At 68.4% G+C, this 17,876-nt stretch carries 18 protein-coding genes; 3 read left to right on the top strand and 15 right to left on the bottom strand.

The window, feature by feature from the left end; all coding sequences use genetic code 11:
• Positions 1–73: 73 nt before the first annotated feature.
• The 3 genes from ppnP to G6N46_RS23490 all read right to left on the bottom strand — a co-directional run bounded on the left by ppnP (position 74) and on the right by G6N46_RS23490 (position 2,128).
• Positions 74–358 (bottom strand): pyrimidine/purine nucleoside phosphorylase, encoded by a 285-nt coding sequence (gene ppnP / locus G6N46_RS23500; protein WP_020101275.1) that lies wholly within the window; start codon positions 356–358, stop codon positions 74–76.
• Positions 359–488: 130 nt separating this feature from the next.
• Entirely contained in the window at positions 489–1,418 is a 930-nt protein-coding gene (locus tag G6N46_RS23495) for a CobW family GTP-binding protein (protein WP_138250609.1), read from the bottom strand.
• On the bottom strand, positions 1,418–2,128 hold the full coding sequence (locus G6N46_RS23490; RefSeq protein WP_133425386.1) for a demethylmenaquinone methyltransferase: 711 nt from the start codon (positions 2,126–2,128) through the stop codon (positions 1,418–1,420). The genes G6N46_RS23495 and G6N46_RS23490 overlap by 1 nt, the downstream gene beginning before the upstream one ends.
• Before the next feature lie 84 nt (positions 2,129–2,212).
• On the opposite strand from G6N46_RS23490, the gene G6N46_RS23485 reads away from it, so the two are divergent.
• Positions 2,213–3,037, top strand: a complete 825-nt coding sequence (locus G6N46_RS23485; RefSeq protein ID WP_138250549.1) for an SDR family oxidoreductase — start codon at positions 2,213–2,215, stop codon at positions 3,035–3,037.
• A 14-nt stretch (positions 3,038–3,051) separates the two neighbouring features.
• The gene (locus G6N46_RS23480; RefSeq protein WP_138250550.1) at positions 3,052–3,330 is read left to right on the top strand and encodes a hypothetical protein; all 279 of its coding nucleotides are present in this window, start codon (positions 3,052–3,054) and stop codon (positions 3,328–3,330) included.
• Positions 3,331–3,489: 159 nt separating this feature from the next.
• Here the strand turns inward: G6N46_RS23480 and G6N46_RS23475 are convergent, their stop codons facing one another.
• A complete protein-coding gene (locus G6N46_RS23475; protein ID WP_138250551.1) occupies positions 3,490–4,617 on the bottom strand; it encodes a glycosyltransferase family 4 protein in 1,128 nt (375 codons plus the stop codon).
• A 122-nt stretch (positions 4,618–4,739) separates the two neighbouring features.
• On the opposite strand from G6N46_RS23475, the gene G6N46_RS23470 reads away from it, so the two are divergent.
• Positions 4,740–5,423 (top strand): DsbA family protein, encoded by a 684-nt coding sequence (locus G6N46_RS23470; RefSeq protein ID WP_138250552.1) that lies wholly within the window; start codon positions 4,740–4,742, stop codon positions 5,421–5,423.
• On the opposite strand, the gene G6N46_RS23465 is transcribed toward G6N46_RS23470, so the two are convergent.
• The 11 genes from G6N46_RS23465 to scoE form a co-directional block, all read right to left on the bottom strand.
• Positions 5,420–5,923 (bottom strand): DUF3592 domain-containing protein, encoded by a 504-nt coding sequence (locus G6N46_RS23465; protein ID WP_138250553.1) that lies wholly within the window; start codon positions 5,921–5,923, stop codon positions 5,420–5,422. The genes G6N46_RS23470 and G6N46_RS23465 overlap by 4 nt on opposite strands.
• Positions 5,920–7,557, bottom strand: coding sequence for a 2-succinyl-5-enolpyruvyl-6-hydroxy-3-cyclohexene-1-carboxylic-acid synthase (menD, locus tag G6N46_RS23460; protein ID WP_138250554.1), 1,638 nt, complete (start codon positions 7,555–7,557; stop codon positions 5,920–5,922). The genes G6N46_RS23465 and menD overlap by 4 nt, the downstream gene beginning before the upstream one ends.
• A gap of 12 nt (positions 7,558–7,569) precedes the next feature.
• Positions 7,570–8,358 carry an alpha/beta fold hydrolase gene (locus tag G6N46_RS23455; RefSeq protein WP_138250555.1) on the bottom strand — a complete coding sequence of 263 codons (789 nt, stop codon included), beginning with the start codon at positions 8,356–8,358 and terminating at the stop codon, positions 7,570–7,572.
• 79 nt (positions 8,359–8,437) lie between these two features.
• Positions 8,438–9,151 (bottom strand): DJ-1/PfpI family protein, encoded by a 714-nt coding sequence (locus tag G6N46_RS23450; protein ID WP_138250556.1) that lies wholly within the window; start codon positions 9,149–9,151, stop codon positions 8,438–8,440.
• Positions 9,152–9,160: 9 nt separating this feature from the next.
• On the bottom strand, positions 9,161–10,129 hold the full coding sequence (locus G6N46_RS23445) for a GlxA family transcriptional regulator (RefSeq protein ID WP_138250557.1): 969 nt from the start codon (positions 10,127–10,129) through the stop codon (positions 9,161–9,163).
• Positions 10,130–10,197: 68 nt separating this feature from the next.
• Complete coding sequence (locus G6N46_RS23440) at positions 10,198–10,515, bottom strand: heavy-metal-associated domain-containing protein (RefSeq protein WP_234880768.1); 318 nt, start codon at positions 10,513–10,515, stop codon at positions 10,198–10,200.
• A gap of 11 nt (positions 10,516–10,526) precedes the next feature.
• Positions 10,527–14,636 carry an AMP-binding protein gene (locus tag G6N46_RS23435; protein WP_407665146.1) on the bottom strand — a complete coding sequence of 1,370 codons (4,110 nt, stop codon included), beginning with the start codon at positions 14,634–14,636 and terminating at the stop codon, positions 10,527–10,529.
• Positions 14,629–14,874 carry an acyl carrier protein gene (locus G6N46_RS23430; RefSeq protein WP_064858455.1) on the bottom strand — a complete coding sequence of 82 codons (246 nt, stop codon included), beginning with the start codon at positions 14,872–14,874 and terminating at the stop codon, positions 14,629–14,631. Before G6N46_RS23430 ends, G6N46_RS23435 begins: the two co-directional genes overlap by 8 nt.
• Complete coding sequence (gene fadD10, locus G6N46_RS23425; protein WP_138250560.1) at positions 14,867–16,372, bottom strand: fatty acid--CoA ligase FadD10; 1,506 nt, start codon at positions 16,370–16,372, stop codon at positions 14,867–14,869. The genes G6N46_RS23430 and fadD10 overlap by 8 nt, the downstream gene beginning before the upstream one ends.
• Complete coding sequence (locus tag G6N46_RS23420; protein WP_138250561.1) at positions 16,369–16,914, bottom strand: FcoT family thioesterase; 546 nt, start codon at positions 16,912–16,914, stop codon at positions 16,369–16,371. Before G6N46_RS23420 ends, fadD10 begins: the two co-directional genes overlap by 4 nt.
• Entirely contained in the window at positions 16,911–17,780 is an 870-nt protein-coding gene (gene scoE, locus G6N46_RS23415; protein ID WP_138250562.1) for a (3R)-3-[(carboxymethyl)amino]fatty acid oxygenase/decarboxylase, read from the bottom strand. Before scoE ends, G6N46_RS23420 begins: the two co-directional genes overlap by 4 nt.
• Positions 17,781–17,876: the final 96 nt, after the last annotated feature.

The raw sequence follows: 17,876 nt of genomic DNA, 5'->3' as shown, positions 1-17,876 counted from the left end.
CATCATGGTGCCGAAAATGAACTTGGTCGCGACTTTGCGAAAAGTCGCGACCAAGTTCACCGTGGGCGGAAAGTTACCGGTATTCGCAGAGGTACGCGGTCTCGACCTCGACGCGGACACCGAACTTGCTGTCGGCCGGCACCGTGAATTGCGTTCCCGCGGCGAAGGTTTCCCACTCGTCGCTGCCGGGCAGCTTGACGGTCAGGGCGCCGGACACCACATGCATGATCTCAAGGCTCGAGGTGCCGAATTCGTATTCGCCGACAGCCATGACGCCGACGGTCGCGGGGCCCTCGGCGGGCGCGAACGCGATCGATGCGACCTTGCCATCGAAGTACTCATTGACCTTGAACAACACATCTCCTCGAACTCAGGTGAGGGGTCAGGATATCTGGCGCGACCGCGGGCGTTGACTGCGAACCCACGCACACTCGCACTCGATCTCTTACGACGTCAGTTCGCAGTCGACGTCGATCTCGCGCTTGCGGCTACTGCACCACGTACTTGTGGACCCCGAGGATCGCGTTCTCGTCGGCCGGTTCGGTCGTGCACTCGTGCAGCGCCGCCCGCACCTTCTCGGTGTCCATACCGGTGCCGATGCACACCAGTTGGGTGCCGGTGCCGCGGCGCTTCTGCAGCCGCAGCGAGCCGCCCACCAGCTGCAGCAGATAGCGGTGTCCGGCGCCGAAGTCGACGAAACCCTTTGCCCGGTAAAGCCCTTCGGGACGATCCCGCAGCAGCGCCAGCAAGCGGCGCGGGTTCAGCACGTCACCGGTGGTGTATTCGACGGACTGGTAGACGGGATGGTCGTGGTCGTGATCATCGTGCAGCAGCTCGTCGAACGACAGCTGAGCCTGCGGGGCGCGTTCCGGGATGTCGATGAGCAGCGTCGGGTCGATCCGCGCGAAATCGGTGGGCTGCACCGGAACTCGCGGATTCTGCGCGCGAATGCGAGCCACCACGTCATCGATGTCGGTGGCCTCGGAGGCCCGGTTCAGCACCACCAGGTCGGCGACCGGCAGCCCGTGCCCGAACTCCGGCTCGCATCCGTTGACCACCAGGATCAGGCCGGCGTAGTGGAAGTCATCCGAATCGGCCGTCATGATGGTGCGCGCCACCGCGGGCGGCTCGGCGACGCCGCTGGCCTCCACCACGATCAGATCCAGGGCCGGGCGGACGGCGGCCAGCTTGCCGAGCATCTCGGCCACCTCACCGTCCTCCGCGACGCAGCAGATGCACCCGTTGGACAGTGACGCCATGGCGTCGACCTGACCGGCGACCAGCATCGCGTCGATGTTGACGGACCCGAAGTCGTTGACCAGCACGCCGATTCGCGCGCCGCGGCCGTTACGCAGCAGGTGGTTGAGCAGCGTGGTCTTGCCCGCGCCGAGGAAGCCGGCTACGGCGAGGACGGGAATCACGGATTGACGACTGAGCCCATTGGCGGTTTCACCGCCGCGTGCAGCGCGACGATCCCTCCGGTCAGGTTGCGCCAGCGCACCTGCGACCAGCCGGCCGCCTCGATCTTGCGGGCCAGGTCGTCCTGATCAGGCCAGGCCCGGATGGACTCGGCGAGATAGACGTACGCCTCGGGGTTGGACGACACCGCGGTGGCCATCGTCGGGAGCGCCTTCATCAGGTACTCCTTGTAGGCCGTCGCGAACAGGCGGTTGGTGGGCGTGGAGAACTCACACACCACCAGACGACCGCCGGGCCGGGTCACCCGGGCCATCTCGCGCAGGCCGGCGCTGAAGTCGACGACGTTGCGCAGCCCGAAGCTGATGGTCACCGCGTCGAAGACGCCGTCGTCGAACGGCAGCCTGGTGGCGTCACCGGCCACCTTCGGGACGTTCCGGGCCGCACCGGCGGCGAGCATGCCGACCGAGAAGTCGCAGGCCACACACCAGGCGCCCGACGTCGCGAGCTCGACGGTCGACACCGCCGTCCCGGCAGCGAGGTCCAAAACCTTGTCACCTGGTCCGATGCCCAGCGCGGCGCGCGTCTGCCGCCGCCAGAACCGGTCCTGTCCCAGGGACAGCACGGTGTTGGTGATGTCATAGCGGCGGGCCACGCCGTCGAACATCGACGCAACCTCGTGCGGATCCTTCTCCAATGACGCGCGACTCACGGATATGACGCTACCGGCTGGTCTTGCGCCCCGCGTCTGCGGCGGCCCGGGAATGGAACTGCCACCGCGGGAGCTGTAAGCCGCATGGGTGCAAAAGTCTGGTTCATCACGGGGACATCGCGCGGGTTCGGACGCAAGTGGACGGCGGCGGCGCTGGAGCGCGGCGACAAGGTGGCTGCGACGGCGCGGGACGTGTCGACGCTCGACGACCTCGTCGCCAAGTACGGCGACGCGCTGCTGCCCATCGCGCTCGACGTCACCGACCGCGACGCCGACTTCGCCGCCGTGAAGACGGCGCACGAGCACTTCGGCCGGCTGGACGTCGTCGTCAACAACGCGGGCTACGGCCAGTTCGGCTTCATCGAGGAGCTGTCGGAGGCCGAGGCGCGGGACCAGATCGAAACCAACGTCTTCGGTGCGCTGTGGATCACGCAGGCGGCGCTGCCGTACCTGCGGGCGCAGGGCAGCGGGCACATCATCCAGGTGTCCTCGATCGGCGGTATCAGCGCGTTCGCGGGCCTCGGCGCGTACCACGCATCCAAGTGGGCGCTGGAGGGTTTCTCGCAGTCGCTGGCCGCCGAGGTGGAGCGGTTCGGTATTCATGTCACCTTGATCGAGCCGGGTGGTTTCGCGACCGACTGGGGCGGCGCGTCGGCGAAGCGGACCACGGAACTGCCGGAGTACGACGGACTTCGGGCGGACGTCGCGCGCTGGCGCGGCGAGCGCAATGCGGTACCGGGCAACCCGGAGGCCTCAGCGGCCGCGGTGCTCAAGATCGTCGACGCCGAAAAGCCGCCGCTGCGAGTATTTTTCGGCAGCGCACCGCTGCAGATCGCGAAGGCCGATTACGAAAACCGGTTGCGCACCTGGGAAGAGTGGCAGCCGGTGTCCGAGCTGGCGCAAGGCTGAACGAAGGAACTCCGATGGCGGGATTGAAATTCGTCCGACGGGACGACGGGTTGACCCATGAGTTCGCCGAAGACGGCGAGGCGCACGGGTTTCCGTCGTACAAGCGGGTCGATCTGGACATCTGGTGCCGGCGGCTGCCGCACTTCGGGTGGGTGGTGTGCACGGATCGGGGCGCGGTGTCGAGTCGCCCGTTCGACCACGCGGGGTTCGGTTACCTGCCACCCGAGGGTGCGTGGGTGAGTCGCAAGGACGACCGCTCGTACGTGTACGACCTGGTCCACGTGCGCTCATAGCGAACCCACACGCACCGCGAGCGGCCGTGTTTGTACCCCGACACGCTGGCCGGTGTGTGCAAATACGTCGCGCTCGGCGGCCGCGAGCGGGACGTTTGTGTACACCAAATACGGTGTGTCGCCGTACAGACACGGCCGCTCGCGGGAAGAAGGCAGTGACTAGGCAGCGAGGGCGCGGCGCTCGCCGAGGACGGCGGCGTAGTGGCCGAGCAGTTCGTCGCAGACGGCGGGCCAGGTGCGGCCCAGCACGCTGCGGCGGGCGGCGAGCGAGTAGCGCGACCGCTCGGCGAGCAGGTGATCGACCGCGGCCGGCAGCGACCCCTCGAAATCCGCTACCGGCAAGAGCAATCCGGTGTGCATGGGCGTCACCAGGTCACGCGGGCCGCCGGCATTCGGCGCGATGACCGGCAGGCCCGACGCCATGGCCTCCTGGACGGCCTGACAGAACGTCTCGTGCTCCCCCGGGTGCACGAAAACGTCCATGCTGGCGTAGGCCGTGGCCAGTTCCCGGCCGTACAGTGCGCCGGTGAAAACCGCTGTGGGCAGCAGCTTTTCAAGCTTGGGTTGATCGATGCCTTCACCGACCACCACGAGCTGCAGATCGTCGCGGCCCGCCAGCGCGGCCAGCCGCTCCACATGCTTCTCGGGGGCCAGTCGGCCGACGAAACCCACCACCGGCTTGCCCTCGGGCGACCACTGCGCCCGCAGCGCGGAACTGCGGGCCGACGGCGCGAAACCGGTGATGTCGACGCCGCGACCCCACTTGTGCACCCGCGGGATGCGATGGGTGACAAGGTCTTCCATCGTCGCGCTGGACGGTGCAAGGGTCCGGTCGGCGCGCGAGTGCAGGTGCCGATTCCAGGCCCATGCGGTTTTCGTCATCATGCCGACGCCGTAGCTCTGCGCGAAACCGGCGATGTCGGTCTGGAACACCGCGACGGTCGGGATGCCGAGGAAGCGCGCGGCGTGCAGGCCGCCGTAACCCAACAGCGCGGGCGAGGCCAGGTGCACCACGTCAGGACGAAAATCGCGCAGTACCCGCACCATTCGCGGTCGCGGCACACCCAGCGGCAGCGACGTCACCTTGGGGAACATCCGGGATGGGATGCGGTGCACGGGCACATCGCCGTGGAAAGTGGCTGCGGGCGTTTCGCCCCGCGGGGTGTCGGGCGCGATGACCAGCGCCTCATGGCCGTTCCGGTGGAGGTGCTCGAGCACCCGGAGCACCGAATTGGTGACGCCGTTGACATTCGGGAGAAAGGACTCCGCCACGATCGCAACTCGCACACCTGCAGGCTGGCAGCGCAGCCTGACCGTCAGGTGACCGACAGGGGTACGCGACGCGAAGACACGCACAACTCGGGTACCACCGGTATCGTCTTGCGGACCGGGGTGAGAAAGGGGCCGGCATGCGTCTACCTCGGCTGATCCTTGTTCTGGCCACCGCGCTGGCGCTTCTCACCGCATCAACCGGCTGTGGCCGCACCGTCACCGGATCGGCACTACGCGACCCGGATCTGCCCGGCGTCACCCTCACCGCGGACGGCTTCGGCATCATCGCGGGCCGGCCCGACGCCCCCGCGCAGATCGAGGTGTACACCGAGCCGCAGTGCACCCACTGCGCGCACCTGCAGGACACCGACGGGCCGGAGATGAAGAGCCTGATCACCCTCGGCCTGCTCACCGTCACCTACCGCCCGGTGACCTTCCTAGACACCGCGTACGGCTATTCGGCCAAGGTCGCGGGCGCGATGTTCCTGGCCGCCGCGCACGGCACCTCGGCGCCGGCGCTGCAGGCGTACGTCGCGACGCTGTGGGGCCATCAGAATCCGGGCGGGTCGGCACCGTCGGACGGTCAGCTCGCGGGCTGGGCCGCCGACGCGGGCGTCAGCGCCGAAGCCGTGGCCACCATCCAGTCCGGTGAACACGCCGTCGACACCGACGAGATGACCATGACCAACGAGACCCGGCTGCAGGAGATCCGCGACGGCGACGCCGGCACGCCGACGGTGTACGACCTCACCGGCAACGCCGTTGTCGACATCCAGGAAACCGGGTGGCTGGCGAAGCTGACGGCGGGGCGGCAGACCTAACCCAGCCGGCGCTGCACGAGAGTGACGATGCCGAGCAGCAGACCGGCGACCAACCAGCCCACGACGGCGATCGAGCCGGCCGGGATGACGGCCAGCGACGCGTTGCGGTTCTGCACCCGCACCAGGTCCGGGTTGCTGCGGTCGTATTCGACGTAGATGCGCATCCCGGTCTCCAGCTCGGACGGGTACAGCACGCCCAGCTCGGGCCGGTAGGTGACACGGTCGGGCGTCACGAACTCGATGGTGGACCGCCGGGGACCGGCCGAGAGCACCTCGGCGGCCGCGGTCCCCATGTTGTGCTCGATCTGCTGATCGTTGCGCCACGCCCCCAGCACCAGCAGCACCGATTGCAACGTCACCAGGCAGGCCATGATGACGATCCCGATCCGGATCCGGCGGATGACGCGCTGTGACCTGGTCTCCTCGCCGTTGCCGAACACCCGCAGGATCACGTTGTCCCACAACGTGTTCAACCTGCAGCGCAGGTGTTCGGGGATCACGGCGCGGCCTTGATCGCCGCCCGTATCGAAGCGTGCAACGACCGTAGCGTGGACCTGTCGGCCTTGACCTCCAGCACTCGCATCCCCTCGAAGGGTTCGCGCAGCGCGGCGGCCAGTCCGTCGGCCTCCACCTGCCGGCACTCGACGTGGTACGCCCGGCACAGGGCGGCGACGTCGACGTCGTGCGGGGTGCCGAAGATGCGCGACGACACGTCGGAGAACCGGGGATCACCCTGCTCCAGCAGCTCGAAGATGCCGCCGCCGTTGTCGTTGGAGACCACGATGGTCAGCGCCTTCGGTGTCGGCTCGGTGGGGCCGATCAGCAGCCCCGAGCTGTCGTGGACGAAGGTCAGGTCACCGATGAGCGCGACGGTCCGGCCCGAGGTGTGGGCGAGCGCGGCGCCGATGGCCGTCGACACCGTGCCGTCGATACCGGCGACGCCACGGTTGGACCGCACCGAGATGCCGTGCGAGTTGAGCCCGACGAGCGCGGCGTCACGCACCGGGTTGGAGGCGCCGAGCACCAGCTGGTCGCCGGGCTGCAGGCCGTCGGCGACGGCGGCCGCCACGTGCAGGCCGGTGGTCAGCTCATAGGCTGCGAGCTGGGCACGCACGGCGTGCTCGGCACGGGTGTTGGCTTCGGCACACTTCTCGAGCCAGGAGGGAGCCGGCGTCCCTGACGTGATGGCGCGGGTGCCGGTGGCCTGCGAATTGCCCGACACGTCGGGCCAGCGCGGGCCGGTGGTCAGCGCGTAGACGGGCGTGTGCGGGTCGGCCAGCAAGGTGGAGACCGGCCGGTGCAACGTCGGCCGACCCAGCATGATCACCTGCTGCGGCCTGACCAGCGACAGTGCCAGCGGGTGCAGCGGGTTGTCGGCCGGCGGCGCGGTCGGTTCGGCGACGGTCGGCAGGTGCGCGAGGTTCTCGTGGCGGCCCGCGCCGTGGCCGGCGATGACGACGGTGTCGGCCGTCAGGTCGATCTCGAGGGGCTGGTCGAACGTGACGGGCGGCGTATAGGTCCACGGCTTGCCGCCAGGGCGGCCTTCCGGCGCGTAGAGGCCATCTTCGGCGGTGTCCGGGACCAGCGGCTCCCGCAGCGGGATGTCGAACTGCACGGGCCCGGCATTGGCGGTGCGAGAACCCTTGGCGGCCACCAGGACCCGGCACGTGGCCGACCGCCACTGGGCATTGGAGGCGGCGACGTCGGCCGTCGGCTCGGCCAGGCCCAGGCTGATGGTGGCCCGCACCTGGTTGCCGAAATAGCCGAGCTGCTCCATGGTCTGGTTGGCACCGGTGCCCAGCAGCTCGTACGGCCGGTTGGCACTCAGCACGATCAGCGGCACGCGGGCGTAGTTGGCCTCGATCACCGCCGGACCGAGATTGGCCACCGCGGTGCCCGACGTCATCGCGATGCACACCGGTGAGCCGGCGGACACCGCGAGGCCGACCGCCAGGTAACCGGCGGTGCGCTCGTCGATACGGACATGCAGCCGCAAGCGGCCGGCCCGGTCGGCGTCGGCCAGCGCGAACGCCAGCGGAGCGTTACGCGAACCGGGGCACAGCACCACATCGCGGACGCCGCCGCGAATCAGTTCGTCGACGACGACCCGCGCCTGAATCGTCGACGGGTTCATTGCTACAGCGTGTCACACCGGGTTGGCGGCGAAGAATTCCAACATCGCGGCGTTCACCGCATCGGGACGCTCGATGAAGCCGAGGTGCCCGGCGTCGGGGATTTCCAGGTAGCGGCCCAGCGGGATCGCGTCGGCCACCTCCTTGGACAGGTGCGGCGGCAGCACGACGTCGTCGGCGAAGCCGATCACCTGCACCGGCACCGCGATCTGGCGGTAGGCCGGCAGCCGGTTGGTCTCCGGCGCAACGGCAAGCTGCGCCCGCAGGCCCGGGGTGGGCTTCGTGGGCCACATGGTGAACATCTCGATCCAGTCCTGGACGGCACGGTCGTCATTCAGGGTCTTGGGTGAGAAGTTCTCCAGCAGCCGGTTTTTCGCGTCCACCTCAGGCGGCAGCTCGATACCGGCGGCCAGCAGCGCCCGCTCGGCCTCGCGGAAGAAAGTGCGGGCCCGGTCCTCCCGGCCGCGCGTGGCCATCAGCACCGCCGAGGACACCAGCTCGGGCCGGGCAACCATGAGTTCCTGCGCGATGAACGACCCCATCGACACGCCGACGACGCGCACCGGGCCGCCGACGACCTTGTTGATCAACGATGCGGTGTCCGCGACCGCCTGGTCGGTGGAGAAGCCGATGGCGTTCTCGGTGGCGCCGATGCCGCGGTTGTCGAACGTGATGCAGCGGAAGCCGGCCCGCTGGAACGCCGGTACCTGATGCAGGTGCCAGGTGCGGCCCGCGCCGCCCCGTCCCGCGATGAACAGCACCGGCTCGCCGGATCCGCCACGGTCGTCGAATGCCAGATTCACCCGGCCGAGGTTACTGGACCCGGGATTTGTGCACGATTTTCCGCGGCTGGCGCGGAAAATCGTGCACAAATCCCTGAGGTCAACGGCGGGAACGGACCTTCTTGACGGCCTGTTCCCACAGCAGTGCCGTGGTGTGCTTGAGTGCCGTCGGCTTGAGGAGCTCACGGGACATCAGCGCCGTTGCACTGGCCTTGGTGGCGGCCGAGGCCTTCGACATGTGCCCGGAGTCGAACGGGGGCTGCGGGTCGTATTCCATGGACAGCTGAATGGCCTTGGCCTTGTCCTCGCCGCCGATCTGCGCGGCCAGCCACAGGCCGAGGTCGATGCCGGCCGAGACACCCGCGCAGGTGACGACGCGGTCGGCGGACTGCACGATGCGCTCATCGGTGACGGGTTCGACGCCGAACGTGCGCAGCAGCTGCACGGCCGCCCAATGCGACGTCGCGCGCTTGCCTTTCAGCAGTCCGGACGCGCCCAGGATCACCGAACCCGAGCACACCGACGCCGTCCACGTGGTGGTCTCGTGGGCCCGCCGCAGCCAGTCCAGCAGCTTCTCGTCGCGGGCGTGCTCCAGGGTACTGAAGCCGCCCGGGATCAGGATGATGTCGGGCGTCGGCGTCTCGTCGAACGAGTGGGTGGCGCCCACCAACAGCACGCCGGAATCGGCGACGATCGGACCCGGCTCGTGCCAGACGAACCGGACCTCGGTGTCCGGCAGCCAGCGCAACGACTCATACGGCCCGATGAAGTCGAGGGCCGTGAACCCCGGGTACAGGACGATGGCAACTTGCATGATCTCTCCCTAAGCGAACGTCTTGCGGTACTGATCTGGCGAAACCCCAACGCGCCGAACAAAACTGCGACGCAGCGTCTCGGCGCTACCGAAGCCGCACCGCGCCGCGATGGCGGTGACGGTGTCGTCGGTCTCGGTGAGCTGCCGGCGAGCCGCATCGGTGCGGACCCGCTCGACGTAGGCCGCCGGCGGCTCCCCCACCTCGGCGGTGAACGTCCGGGTGAAGTGCCGCGGGCTCATCGCGGCGGCGCGCGCCAGCTCCGGAACACTGTGTGCCCCGCCGGGTTCGGCCTCGATGAGCTCCTGCACGTCGCGAATAGGTTCGCGCTTGGCGCGCGGCATCCAGACCGGCGGCGCGAACTGCGTCTGCCCGCCGGGCCGGCGCAGGTAGAGCACGAGCCAGCGGGCGACGTTCTGGGCGACGTCGGTGCCGTAGTCGTCTTCGACGAGCGCCAGGGCCAGATCGATGCCCGCGGTGACGCCCGCCGCCGTCCACACCTGCTCCGAGCTGCGGATGAAGATCGGGTCGGCATCGACTGCGATGCAAGGGAATTCACTGGCAAGCTTGTCGGCCGAGGCCCAGTGCGTGGTGGCCGGGCAGCCGTCGAGCAGGCCGGCCTCCGCGGCCAGGAACGCGCCGTTGCAGACGCTGACGATGCGGCGCGCGTGCGGTGCCGCGGTGCGAATCCAGTCGATGACGGCGGGGTCGGCCCGAGCCTCATCGACACCCATGCCGCCGGGCAGCACGATGGTGTCGACGGGTTCGTTCGGGTCGGGCGGCGGCTTGGTGACGAATTCGAGCCCGGTCAAGGTGGTGACGGGACCACCGTCGGCCGCGGCCAAGACCGGCGCGTAGCCCTCGTCGCTCCGTCCCATCGCGGCCAGTTGCAGCGTCGCGCCCGTGAACACCTCGAACGGGCCGACGACGTCGAGGGCCTGCACCCCGCGAAAGCCGAGCAGCACCACAGATCGCGTCACGCCTCTATCGTGCGACGTCCAGCCCCATGGCGTCTACGCCAAGGGGCCCACAAATTAGGACAAGCCGGTCAGGGCGAGACGCGCCCGAGCAGGCCGCCGACGAACCGCTGCAGTGGTCCGCGCGCCGCGCTGTCCACCACGGGCGCCTCGGCGCGCGGTGCGGCGCCGTAGCCCGCCGCCACGACGGCGTCGCACAGTTCGGCCGGGCTGACGTCACCGTCGGTCTCGATGGAGGCGGTCTTGGTGGCGAAACTGACCGACGCGTGCACACCGTCGATCTTGTTGAGTGTCTTCTGCACGCGGCGGGCACACATGACGCACGACATTCCGGTGATGTCGAGATGGCTGGCGCCGGCGCTCGGCGCCTCGTGCCGGGGTTCAGTCACATCCGTCAATGTCATTTCCTCACAATCTGATCAGCGCCGAAGACACCGCGAAGTGGCTCAGGCGCACTGGTGTATTCCGCGACAGCCGCGAAATCGACGTCGACAGTGGGATATTCGGCCAGATAGTCGGCATACGTGCGGCCCCGCAATCTGGCACCCAACCCGACCCATGCATCGAGTACCGCCCAGCGCTGCGGATTCCGGGCGGCCCACCCGCTGCGGTCCAGCCGGTCCTTCCACTCCGCGAGGGCGATGGCCTCGAATCCGAGGCCGCCGAGAAACGCTGTGTAGGAGACTTTCTCGCCGCGTAGTACCGCCATGCCGCGGCCCAGCTCGACCGCCGGTGACAGCTGCGGAAGCAGCCCGAGAATGCTGTGGGCGGCGGCCACGCCGGTGGTGACCTCTTCGGTCACCGGCACCACGGGACATACGCCCAGCGCGGTGCACGCATCGACCATCGCGACCAGGATGTCCGACGACTGCGCGAGCCGGTGGGCGTCGCCCAGCACCCGGGGCAGCCGCACCACCGAGAAGTCCAGGCCACCCGCGGCGCGGGACACGACGATCTCCGCCAAAGACTTCGACGCGGCGTAGGGGTACGGCGCGTGGCGGGGGTCGGTGACGCGGGGCGCCGCCACGTCGGCGTTCACCACGAAGGTCGACAGCTGCACCAGCCCGGCCCCGCGCCGCGCACACGCATCCGCGACCGACGCCAGCGCCGAAACGTTGGCCGCCCGGAGCCGGCGGTAGGGCACCAACACATTCGTGTTACCGATGCAGTTCACGACGGTGCGGGCGCCGTCGAGAAGGTCGCCCAGCTCCGCGGCGGTGGGGTCGGCAGGTATCCGCACGATGTCCACGCCGTCGGCCGAGTGCAGGCCGGACCACGGGTCATGTTCGGGCAGTGGTGATCTGGCGGCGAACACGACGTCGGGACAGTCGAGGCCGGCATGCTTGCGGTCGAGGATCGCCTGCGCGAAGCCGGTGCCCAGAATGCCCGAGGCACCCAGGATCACGACGGTCTGCGCACTGCGCCCGCGGGTGGCCCGTGCAAAGACCGGTCCCGGCTGCCCCACCGCCGCCAGGTCGGCGGCGATGTGGGCCGCAGTCTCCTCGTCCATCCAGCTGTCGACGTCGGGCCGGCGGTCGACGATGCCGGCGGCGGAGTCCGCACCGATCAGATCGAGAATGGACAGCTGCCACTCGAGGAACCGTCGCGTCTCCGGCAGGATCCGAATCAGGTCCAGTGAACCGATGCCCTCGTCCAACAGCGAGGCGCTGGGCCCGATGGGACGTTCCAGCAGCCGGCTCCACAGTTCGGCAAGCGCGACGGCCCGCGGATCCTGATCGGCGTCGTCGCACGGAGCCTCCATGTCCGCAGCCAGTTTCGCGCGGTCGACTTTTCCGTTGGGCTGTCGTGGGATGCCCGGGACGCCGAAGACGGAGAACGCCGGTGCACCCTGGTCTCTCGCCAGGCGCCGAATCCTGGCGCGGGCAGCCGGATCGTCGTTCCCGGTGCGGGTCTGTGGGGTTTGGAACCAGATACCCAGGCCATTGCCCGCCAGTTCGACTGCCACGTCGGATATCTCGGGGGCCGCCGCCAACCGGCGCAGGAGCGCGGCGGTATCGAACCGCTTGCCGGCGATCTTGACCACGGCGTCCCGGCGCCCGGCCAGCACGGGATGACCCGCCCCGTCTCGCGTCACACGGTCGCCCGTGGCGAACACCCGCTGCCGGGAGCCGTCCGGCGCCTGCACGATGCCGAAGCTCGCGCTGTCCAGCCCGAGGTAACCGGCCGACACCAGCTCCCCGACGACAACGATCTCGCCGAACGCGACGAACACCGAGCCGGGTACCAGCGGGTGCCCCAGCCGCGCCCTGGTCTGCGCGGGTTCATCGGCACCGATCGGCAAGTGCGTGACGACCACCGTCGTCTCGGTCGGGCCGTACGTCGAGACCAGGGAGATACCTTGGCCCGCAGCCGAATTCAGCCATTTGTCGACAGCGGAAGGACGGACGGCCTCCCCGCCGATGATCACCTGGCGCAGCGCCGAGCCACCCAGTGCCGCCAACGCCTCGTCGTCCTCACAGAGGAGATGCCAGACCGCGGTGGGCAGGTCGAGCACGGTTGCGATGTGCGCCGCGACATCGCGCGTTAACGCGGGTACGTCACCGGCGCGCATCGCCGCGGACCGCACCACGCGTGCGCCACCCGACAGGGCGCCGAAAATCTCCTCGACGCTGATGTCCGACGTCAGCGGGGCGCACTGCAGGATGGTGTCCGCCGGCCCCCAGCCGTAGGACTCGCGCGCCGCGGCACAGAAGATCGCCAGCGAACCGTGCGTCACGGGAACGAGTTTGGGATTCCCCGTCGAGCCGGACGTCGGCATCACGTACGCGAGACGGGTGCCCAGCAGGTGGTCCCGGCCGACCTGGCCGATACGTTCGTCGACGAGTTGTCTTGTCGCGCCGTCCAACTCGGTACGAGGGCCGGCAAGCTCGACCGCGTGCGCACCGGTGGCGCACTGCCCGGCGATGGCCTCGACGCGTGCCACCACGTCGCCGGGTGTCGCGCACACGCTGTAACCGCAGCCTGCCAGGTGGCATGCGATGAGCAGCTCGACCGCGCGCTGGGAATCGTCGTCGACGAACACCAGTACGTCGCCGGGATGGACACCACGGCGGATGATCTCGGCGATCCACTGGTCGACGCCGGGCCCGCGGCACTGGCCGACATCGACGTCGAGGAACCAGGCGCCCACACCGGCCGGTGGTTGCACCGGTATCCCGGTACCGGATTCGAGCCGGCCGTCGGCGGCGAGCCCGGACCACTCGCCGACGGTCAGCGCGATCGGCAGGTCCCAGTGCGCGTCCATCGCTCGCAGTGCCACGACAATGCGCTCGACGACGCCGGCTGGGCCGGCACCGTCGGGTTGATCGTGCCGGGTCCAGATGGCGAAGTCGATGGTGCGCCGAGCTTCATCGTGGACGCAGGCCACCGTCATCCCTTCCACCGGACCGATATCGGTGACCACCGGGGGTTCGGACAGGTACGGGCTCAGCTCCGCCGCGGACCGGCCGCGCATGTAGTTGACCGTCAGTGCTTCGACGGGCGCGCCGCGCGTGATCGCCAGATGCATACGGCGGTACCGCTCTTCACGGAACCACCGGCGCCGCAGCGCTTTGACGTAGCCCCGGTCGATCAGGGTGACCACGTCCCGGACCGCGGCGAAGGGCGCGAACCGAACCGGGTGTGCAACCGAATTCACCAGGCAGGTAGCAACATTCAACTCCGGCGCACCGAAACGGTTGTCCACCGGGTGTACCAGGAGAGCCTCGGTGTTCTGGTGCAGGCTCGCGTGCACCGCCGTCGCCGCGGTCGCGACCAGAATGTTCAGCGGAACCTGCCGGGTCTCGGCGAGCGCAACGATCTCGTCATAGGCCCGGCCGGCGACTCGACATGATTCCCGCAGCACGCCGCGGCCCGCGGTCCCGAGCGCCGCATCGGTGGCGCCCGTCATCGAATTGCCGCGCTGCGCTTCGTCGGTCAGTTCCCGACGCACCGCGGCGACGTGCCGTTCGGTCGATTCCGCCACTTTCGCGTGCTCACTGCGGTGTGCCGCCGCGACCAGCGCCAAACCCGCAGCGGCGCCGGCCTTCTGCTCGGCCCCGACCAGATGCCGGGCCAGGTCGGCTTCGATGATCGCGGTCGACGCACCGTCGAGCAGGATGTGGTGGCTCTGCGCGTCCATGCCCACCACCCGGCCGTCGGCGTCGGTGTGCACGATATAGCGCACCAGGGGGGTACCGAGTATGCCGTCGGTCCACAGCTCCGGCGACGTCCGAGTTGACCCGGGCTGCACGCAGGCGATGTCCTCGAACCGCAGCCGGGCCACCAGCTCCGGATGGCCGTCACCGGTCGCCGGCGGCTCAAGCACGCACAGCTGAATCGGGTTGTCCAGCACCATTGCTTCCAGCGCCGACAGGAATGCCGCCGGCGCCAGTGGGCGGAACCGGTAGCTCTTGCCGATCAGGTACAGCGCGGGATCAGGGTCCTGCAGCACCCCGTGATAGATGTTCTGCTGCGAGATGCTCAGCGGAATCCGGCTGTCGTCAGACACCGCCACGGACACCCTTCAGCTCCCGGGCCCAGCCGGCGATCGTCAGCTCCTGTGCCAGACGTTTCAGCAGGTCCGATTCCCGTTCCACGCCGAGGCGTTTCATCAGCAGGACGAACCGCACCGAGTCCAACCCGAGTTCGCGCAGATCGGTGGCGTCGCCGTCGAACAGATCGGATTCGTCGATGTAGAGCACGTCGGCGACGGCGGCCAGGACGCGTTCGCGGAGGCCGTCAGCCATGAACCGCCGCTGCCAGTGCGGCGCGAATGACCTTGCCGGACTGCGTCCGCGGTATCTCGGTCACCAGCGTGATGGTCGATGGCCTGGCCATCGACTCCGACTCCGCCCGATAGCGCGCCGCGATGGCCTGCTTGAGCTTGCGGGCCTGGCCTTCGTCGAGCTCGCCGGACGGGATCACCGCCAGGCCGATCAACGCGCCGAACTCGGCATCGGGGATTTCGAAGCAGGCCGCCGCGCCGACACCAGGGACGCTCTCGGCGATGCGGTCCACCTCGTCGGGTGCGACATTGACGCCGCCGGAGATGATCATCTCCGCGGACCGGCCCTTGATGTAGAAGTACCCGTCGGCACCGCGCTCGAAGATGTCGCCGGTGTTCACCCAGCCGTCGACCAGGACTTCACCGGTGTGCTCGGGATTATTCCAGTACCCCAACATGTTTGCCGGTGACTTGATCCACAACGTGCCCGAGTCAGCGCTGTCTCCGCCGGTCAGACGGACCTCGACCCCGGGGTAGGGCCGCCCCACGGCGCCGGCCTCGATCCGGCTGATCGATCCGTCTGACGTCGGCAGACACAATGCGGTACAACCTGTTTCGCTCAGGCCGAAGACCTGAGCCGTGTGCACGCCGGCCGCTTCGACGAATTGCACGTCGGCCGCGATGGCGCGCGAGCCTCCGTAGCCGATCATCCGCAGCGGCGGCAGCGGGGCGCCCGCCTTGACCTCCGACACCAGTCGCGTCAGCAGCGTGGGCACCAGACACGTCGAGGCAATCTGGTTCGCGGTGAGAATCTCCGCCAGCGACGTGGAATTCTCACCGCCGGTGACACATTCGCTGCCGTGCATCAGGCAGTTCAGGATCCACCACAGGCCGCCGATGTGGCTGGCCGGCAGCGGCGAGTACGTGGCTTCTCCCACCACCCAGCTGATCCAGGTGAGGTTCTCGCGCGCCAGGATGTCGGCCACGGCGAAGAACGTGCGATTGGCCAGCAGTACGGCTTTCGGCTCACCGGTGGTGCCGCTCGTGAAGATCATCGCCAGCGGATCGTCGGCGCCCAGTTCCGCCGGCGCGACGACGGGCGCGTCGTCGCTGTGCTCCGCGTCGTCGTCGACGTCGACGACGATCGCCGGGATCGCGCTCAGAGCGCCCGGCAGTGCCGTCGGGTCCGCGCCCGGCGTCAGGAGAACCGCACTGGGGCTGGTGATCTCGCCGAAGCGCGCGACGGTCGCGGTCGGGACACCATGATCCACCAGCACCGCGATGGCACCGAGGTGCGCACATGCCAGCACCGCGACATAGGTCTCGGGACCGTTGTCGGACATCACGAATACCCGGCCACCGCGAGCGACCCCGTGCTTGTGCAACTCGCCGGCCAGCCGATGCACCACCGCAGGGAGCCGGCCGTACGTGACGGCGCTGGTTCCGTCACAGCGCCGCAACGCGATTGCCTGCGGGTGCTGCTGCGCCTGCGCGAGCAGCCGCCCCAATACGGTGCTCACGGAATGTTGAGGATCGCGAGTTCGAACTCGCCGGACGCGGATCCGCCGTCGTCGTCGTGGAACTCGATGGCGCACGGCACTTTCAGGTACCGCCAGCTTCGCTCGACGACTTCGATGCCTTCGCATGTCAGTCGGGCGGAGAACCTGCGCGCATCGATCTGCCGTTTGTAGCGCGACGCGGTGGACCGGATCAGCATGCTGGCCAACTGATTCTCGAAATAGTCATCGAGCGTCCAGCCCCGGAACCCGTCGATCTCGCCGTGGCGGACCGCCGGCGCGAACGCCGAGTAAGCGAGCTGGTTGAAGCACAGCACCAGTTCGACGGCGTTGAAATGCCCGGTGCTGCGGATGTACACCGACTCGGGAATGCTGAAATTTCCCGTCGCGAACATCGAATCACCGCTGGCCCGGTATGTCGCGTCCGTGAGATAGCGGCAGCCTTTGTAGGAGTAGGGTTCCAGCACGCGGGCCAGGAGTTCTTCCGGAATCTGCTCGGTGTCAACGCATTCGGTGACGGGTGCGGTCAGTTCGGTGGCGCTCATGCCGCGTACCCCGGCGTCGCGAGGCCGTCGAGCATGGTCAGCCGATACGTCGTCAGTGTGCCCGTCGCGGTTCCGTGTTTGGCCCGGTGAATCAGCGCCCGGTTGTCCCACAGGATGATGTCACCGACTTCGTAGTGCTGCGTATGGATGAACGGTGACGCGAAGTCGGCGTCGAGCTGGCCGGTGGCAGTGAGGAGTTCATGCAGGACCGCGGGGTCCAGGACCTCGCCGTCGCCGTCTTCGATCTTGCTGGTGCCGGTGGAGCAGATATAGAGGATCTCCTGGCCGGTGTGTGGGTGCCGGATCACCGTGGGCCACTTGATCGGTGGCGTGGCACGGTTGATCTCGTCCCACACCTCGCCGATCGGCTTGTACACATCGCTGGGCCGAATCTTGATGTGGCGCCGAGGATCATGCGTGCTGAAGGTGCCTCGCACCGGCTCCTGCTGCGCCGGCGGCAGGGATTCCCAGACCTTGTTGAGGTCGATGAAGTACGTGCCGCGGTCGGCGCCCGGGACCGTCAGCGGCATCACCATGGAGAACGCGAACGGCTCGGGCATGAACATGTAGTCGATGTGCCAGAACGCACCCGTGCGCGGCACGCCCTGCCCTTCCTCAGTGGATGAGACGAAGATCTCCGGGTGCTCGTTGTGGTGGTACACGGGCTCGTAGTACGTGACGATCTCACCGAGGATGCGGCCGAGCTCGATGAACTGCGCGGGCGACGGCTTGACTCCCTTGAGGACGACAAGCTTGTTCTCGTAGACGATTTCGCGGAGCTCGTCGGTCGAGATGTTGCCCAGATTGTTCGGATCGATTCCGACGACCTGCGCTCCGAGCCCTCGTCCCTGCACATTGAGCGTCATCGACGCGCCTCCCCAAGTTTGCTGCACCACGCCGGTGTGCATCGAAATTCGTTGCCCCACAACGCAGAAAGTCGTTCAGTTGTTGTCTTCAATTGA

This window comes from Mycolicibacterium phocaicum, from assembly GCF_010731115.1.
GTDB classification, from domain to species: domain Bacteria; phylum Actinomycetota; class Actinomycetes; order Mycobacteriales; family Mycobacteriaceae; genus Mycobacterium; species Mycobacterium phocaicum.
The sequence above is the reverse complement of the archived record's forward strand: the minus strand, read 5'-3'. Positions and strand labels throughout refer to the sequence as shown.

Bases quoted from the DNA above. Each gene is read 5' to 3' on its own strand.
- G6N46_RS23485 (WP_138250549.1), top strand. From the start codon at position 2,213: ATGGGTGCAAAAGTCTGGTTCATCACGGGGACATCGCGCGGGTTCGGA.
- G6N46_RS23480 (WP_138250550.1), top strand. From the start codon at position 3,052: ATGGCGGGATTGAAATTCGTCCGACGGGACGACGGGTTGACCCATGAG.
- G6N46_RS23470 (WP_138250552.1), top strand. From the start codon at position 4,740: ATGCGTCTACCTCGGCTGATCCTTGTTCTGGCCACCGCGCTGGCGCTT.
- menD (WP_138250554.1), bottom strand. From the start codon at position 7,557: ATGAACCCGTCGACGATTCAGGCGCGGGTCGTCGTCGACGAACTGATT.
- G6N46_RS23450 (WP_138250556.1), bottom strand. From the start codon at position 9,151: ATGCAAGTTGCCATCGTCCTGTACCCGGGGTTCACGGCCCTCGACTTC.
- G6N46_RS23430 (WP_064858455.1), bottom strand. From the start codon at position 14,874: ATGGCTGACGGCCTCCGCGAACGCGTCCTGGCCGCCGTCGCCGACGTG.
- G6N46_RS23420 (WP_138250561.1), bottom strand. From the start codon at position 16,914: ATGAGCGCCACCGAACTGACCGCACCCGTCACCGAATGCGTTGACACC.
- scoE (WP_138250562.1), bottom strand. From the start codon at position 17,780: ATGACGCTCAATGTGCAGGGACGAGGGCTCGGAGCGCAGGTCGTCGGA.